Here is a 4479-nt window from a genome sequence, read left to right as displayed (position 1 = left end):
GCGCCGCGAGGCTTTGAATTTCCGGCCATTATGAACCACTTCCTTCAGTCTTACGTGAGATCGACCATCGTGGTCCTTGCGCTGTATCCTCGATAACGATTCCAAGAGCGGTTAAGCCATCGCGAATCGCATCTGAATTTTCAAAATCTTTACGTACTCGAGCTGCTTCCCGCTGAGCAAGCGCCAACTTGATTGTGCCGTCAAGTGCTGCAGTCACATCATCGCTTGTTGAAGAAGATGCAAATGCTGGATCAAAAGGATCGCAACCAAGAACATCCAGTGCTCCGCGAATTTCATTTGCCGATGATGCAATGACTGCCTTATCACCAGAAGTAATGGCGCTGTTACCAAGACGAAGCGCCTCTGAAATCGATGCAAGCGCTGTAGGAACAGCTAAGTCATCATTCATAGCATCGATAAAAGCAGTGCCCAGCACTGGTGTTGGCTCAGTACCAAGAATCTCAACCGAACGATGCAAGAAAGATTCGATACGGCGGAAAGCGGTGGCAGATTCTGCAAGTGCTTCATGGGAGAACTCGAGCATGGAACGGTAGTGAGCAGAACCCAAGTACCAACGAAGCTCGATTCCACGTACCGTCTTTAATAGCTCGTGCACCTGCAGTGAATTGCCGAGTGACTTTGACATCTTCTCGCCAGATGCTGTCACCCACGCGTTATGCAACCAGCGCTGAGCGAAGGCGTAACCAGCTGCTTCGGATTGTGCGATTTCGTTCTCGTGGTGAGGAAAAATCAAATCAAGTCCACCGCCGTGGATATCAAATGCTTCACCTAAATATGTATGTGCCATGGCAGAGCACTCAAGGTGCCAACCCGGACGACCCGGACCCCAAGGAGTCGGCCATGATGGATCTCCCGGCTTTGCGCCCTTCCATAGCGCGAAGTCACGAACATCGCGCTTAAAAGTTTCATCGGCGTCGGCAGCCGGAAGAAGGTCATCGAGCTTCTGTCGTGACAAGGTTAAATACGATTCAAGTTTGCGAACCTCAAGATAGACATCACCATTACCTGGCGCATATGCCATTCCGCGATCAATCAACAGCTGCATGAGTTCGATCATCTGCGTGATGTGGCCAGTTGCACGTGGCTCGTATGTAGGTGGCAGAACATTCAGAGCTGCATAAGCATCAGCAAATGCGCGTTCGTATTTGAGTGCAAGTGCCCACCATGGCATCTCTTCGTGAATAGCTTTGTGCAAAATCTTGTCATCGATATCGGTGACATTACGAATAAAGGTGACGTTATATCCGCTCTTAGTAAGCCAGCGGCGCAAAATATCGAAGTTCACGCCAGAACGAACGTGGCCGATATGAGGGGGAGCTTGAACTGTGGCACCGCAGAGATAGATGCCGACTTCGCCCTTATTTATCGGTGTAAATGGGGTGGTGGTTCGCGACAAGGTGTCGTAAAGATTTAGCGAACTCATGCGCAAATTGTAACTTGAGGGTGGGTGTTACTTAAAAACGAGGGCTGATGCAATCGCTGCAATGCCCTTGCCTTCGCCTGTTAAACCCATTCCATCTGTTGTTGTCGCTGAAATCGATACGGGTGCACCACCGAGAGCCTGTGAAATTGCTGCGATCGCTTCTGCACGGCGCCCACCAATACGTGGGCGATTACCGATGATCTGCACTGTGACATTAGAAATCGAATATCCAGCATCGGTAACAATCTTAAGTGTCTCTTGAAGCAACTGGGTTCCGGATGCGCCTGCATATTCGGGACGTGATGTTCCGAAGTTAGATCCAAGATCACCAGTGCTCGTCGCAGCAAAGAGCGCATCACAGATTGCATGTGCTGCAACATCGCCATCAGAGTGTCCATCAACACCGCTTTCGTCGGGCCACAGCAATCCTGCAAGCCAGAGCTCTCGACCTTCGCCGAATGCATGAGCATCAGTGCCAACACCCGTACGGAACATTTGTGCATCACCGATAAAAGTCATAGCAGTCGCTAAATCAGATGGCGTAGTAATTTTCAGTGCTCTTTCTTCACCATCAATGATGCGGACTTTGTGGCCTGCATCTGCGACTAGTACTGCATCATCAGTCGCATCTTTCGGAGTTGCATGCGCAGCTTTTAATACTGAGTATGCAAACCCCTGCGGGGTCTGGACTTTACGAAGCGATGCACGATCAGGAGTTGAGGTCACATACCCAGCGCTATCAACAACTTTGACAGTATCTACTTCGTAGAGACCAGGGATAACTGCAACTTCTTTTTCATAGACCAGCGTGCTGATAACGCGTGAAGCTAAATCCATGCTGGCAAGTGCTCGCGCTGCATCATGTACAAGAACAAAATCAGTACTTGGATCTACTACAGCCAGTGCAATCCGGACTGATTCGGAGCGAGTAGCGCCGCCAGTAACGACGGTAATTCCCTCGCCAGCGATCTCTTTAATCTGCTGCTCATATCCAGCTGGTGCTGTAATAACTATCTGATCCACCACGGGTGCGATATTTGCGATGGCATGAGCAAGTAAAGATTTATCACCAAGGTGAATAAGTGCCTTAGGAATAGGTGCGCGGAAACGTTCGCCACTGCCAGCGGCAGCAATGATTGCGGCGATCATGGTTTAACGCTTTATTTACGAAGCGAGAACCTCGTCAAGGAGAATTGCAGCCTTCTCTTCATCAGTGCGCTCTGCGAGTGCGAGCTCTGATACGAGAATCTGCTTCGCCTTGGCGAGCATACGCTTTTCACCAGCTGAGAGGCCACGGTCTAGATCGCGGCGGTAAAGATCGCGAACAACTTCTGCAACTTTGATGACATCGCCTGATGCAAGCTTTTCTAGATTTGCCTTGTAACGACGTGACCAGTTGGTTGGCTCTTCCGTATATGGCTGACGGAGGACGTTAAATACGCGGTCAAGACCAGCTGAATCAACAACATCGCGAACACCTACGAGATCGACATTATCTGCAGGAACGCGAACAGTAAGGTCTCCCTGAGCAACCTTGAGAACGAGGTACATACGCTCTTCGCCCTTAATAACGCGGGTTTCGATCGCCTCGATGAGTGCTGCTCCGTGATGTGGGTAAACAACTGTTTCGCCAACTTTAAATGTCATGGAGAACCTCTCGTACTGCCGGGGAATAAGCGCCAATTCTACCAGCGAACCCCATGCGAGAAAACCCCCCATAAGTGGCGTGAAGTAGGCGTCAATTAAGGGTTTGCGGGCATGAGATAATCACGCCATGCGCCAAATGACAAAAGTTGCTGTAACAACAATTTCTATCGCACTCGCACTTTCATTGACATCATGTTCAGGTTCTGGCCCCAATGCCGCTACTCGCATGATCAATCGTGTGACTGATGGAGCAGAAGCTGTTGTTAATACAGATGGCAGCGACCTTCGCATCAGCAACCTACTTCTTGTCGCAACTGAAGATGGATCTGCAGTTGTCGTCGGACATATTGTTAATCGCGCAGATGCTGCAGATCAGATTCTTGGCATCACGGTCGGTGGCGTAGGTGCAACACTGACAGGCGAGACAAAGCTGGTCACTAACAAGCCAATTCACTTTGAGGGTGAGCAAGCAAACGCCAAGGCTGTCTTTGCTGGAGTCGGCGCGGTCCCTGGCCGCAATGTTGACGTAACAATTGGTTTTGCACGTGCAGGCCTAGTCACAGTTCGCGCAATCATTCGCGATAAGCGCGATATTTATGCAAACGTCACAACTGGCGCAAAGCTTGCAACACCTGCTGCAACAGCCAAGTAATGAACTAGAAACGGCCACCTGAGGTCGTGTCATGGCTTAAACGCTGTGAAATGTAAATTGGAATAATAGAGACAACTACCAAGGTTGCCGCGACAACGTTGACGATGGGGGCCTGATTAGGCCGGAATAAGTTGTTATAGATCCAAATAGGAAGAGTTTGAATTCCAGGTCCTGCAGTAAATGTTGTGACCACAATTTCGTCAAACGATAATCCAAAGGCCAGCAGCCCCCCTGCAAAGAGCGCCGAAGCAAGATTTGGCAGAGTAATCAGGCGGAAAGTTGTGATGCCGTTTGCTCCGAGATCCATCGAAGCTTCTTGCAAAGAGGTGCCCATCCGATTGAGGCGAGCGATTGCATTGTTGTAGACCACCACGATACAGAAGGTCGCATGTCCAACAATGACCGTAAAGAGTCCGGTAGAGATGCCTAGCTGCTTGGTAAAGGCATTATTCAGTGCAATACCAGTGACAATTCCTGGAAGCGAGATTGGCAAAACGACTAATAACGAAATGGTGTTACGCCCGAAGAATGAATAGTGAGAGACGGCAAATGCCAGTGCAGTTCCTAGCAATAGCGCGATAGCAGTTGCAGATAGTCCCGCCATCAGCGACCACTTGATTGCCTCACGTACACCAGTATTGGTTGCAGCCTTGCTCCACCATTCTGTTGTTAATTGCGATGGCGGCCAGCTAAAGGATTTACTAGCGTTAAAAGAGTTGGCAACAACTACAAAGAG

5 protein-coding genes are annotated in these 4479 nt (G+C 49.7%); 1 reads left to right on the top strand and 4 read right to left on the bottom strand.

The genetic code is table 11. The features are described from left to right. Window positions 1–28 precede the first annotated feature (28 nt). From cysS to ACKOVI_RS07210, 3 genes are read right to left on the bottom strand one after another with little or no spacing between them, the layout of a single operon-like run. On the bottom strand, window positions 29–1444 hold the full coding sequence (cysS, locus tag ACKOVI_RS07220; RefSeq protein ID WP_509603398.1) for a cysteine--tRNA ligase: 1416 nt from the start codon (window positions 1442–1444) through the stop codon (window positions 29–31). Window positions 1445–1471: 27 nt separating this feature from the next. Then, window positions 1472–2593 carry a 2-C-methyl-D-erythritol 4-phosphate cytidylyltransferase gene (ispD, locus tag ACKOVI_RS07215; protein ID WP_509603397.1) on the bottom strand — a complete coding sequence of 374 codons (1122 nt, stop codon included), beginning with the start codon at window positions 2591–2593 and terminating at the stop codon, window positions 1472–1474. Between the two features lie 15 nt (window positions 2594–2608). Further along, a complete protein-coding gene (locus ACKOVI_RS07210; RefSeq protein WP_509603396.1) occupies window positions 2609–3091 on the bottom strand; it encodes a CarD family transcriptional regulator in 483 nt (160 codons plus the stop codon). Window positions 3092–3218: 127 nt separating this feature from the next. Between ACKOVI_RS07210 and ACKOVI_RS07205 the strand changes: the two genes are divergently transcribed. Then, a complete protein-coding gene (locus tag ACKOVI_RS07205) occupies window positions 3219–3743 on the top strand; it encodes a hypothetical protein (RefSeq protein ID WP_509603395.1) in 525 nt (174 codons plus the stop codon). A 4-nt stretch (window positions 3744–3747) separates the two neighbouring features. Here the strand turns inward: ACKOVI_RS07205 and ACKOVI_RS07200 are convergent. After that, the coding region (locus ACKOVI_RS07200) for an ABC transporter permease (protein ID WP_509603394.1) at window positions 3748–4479 on the bottom strand (732 nt) is incomplete at its 5' end.

Source organism: Candidatus Planktophila sp. (assembly GCF_046070465.1).
Classification (GTDB): Bacteria; Actinomycetota; Actinomycetes; order Nanopelagicales; family Nanopelagicaceae; genus Planktophila.
Note: the sequence above shows the minus strand (reverse complement) of the source record. Positions and strands in the feature narration are given on the sequence as shown.

Excerpts from the sequence above, each read along its gene's own strand:
- ispD (WP_509603397.1), bottom strand. The coding sequence starts at position 2,593 with ATGATCGCCGCAATCATTGCTGCCGCTGGCAGTGGCGAACGTTTCCGC.
- ACKOVI_RS07210 (WP_509603396.1), bottom strand. The coding sequence starts at position 3,091 with ATGACATTTAAAGTTGGCGAAACAGTTGTTTACCCACATCACGGAGCA.
- cysS (WP_509603398.1), bottom strand. The coding sequence starts at position 1,444 with ATGAGTTCGCTAAATCTTTACGACACCTTGTCGCGAACCACCACCCCA.
- ACKOVI_RS07205 (WP_509603395.1), top strand. The coding sequence starts at position 3,219 with ATGCGCCAAATGACAAAAGTTGCTGTAACAACAATTTCTATCGCACTC.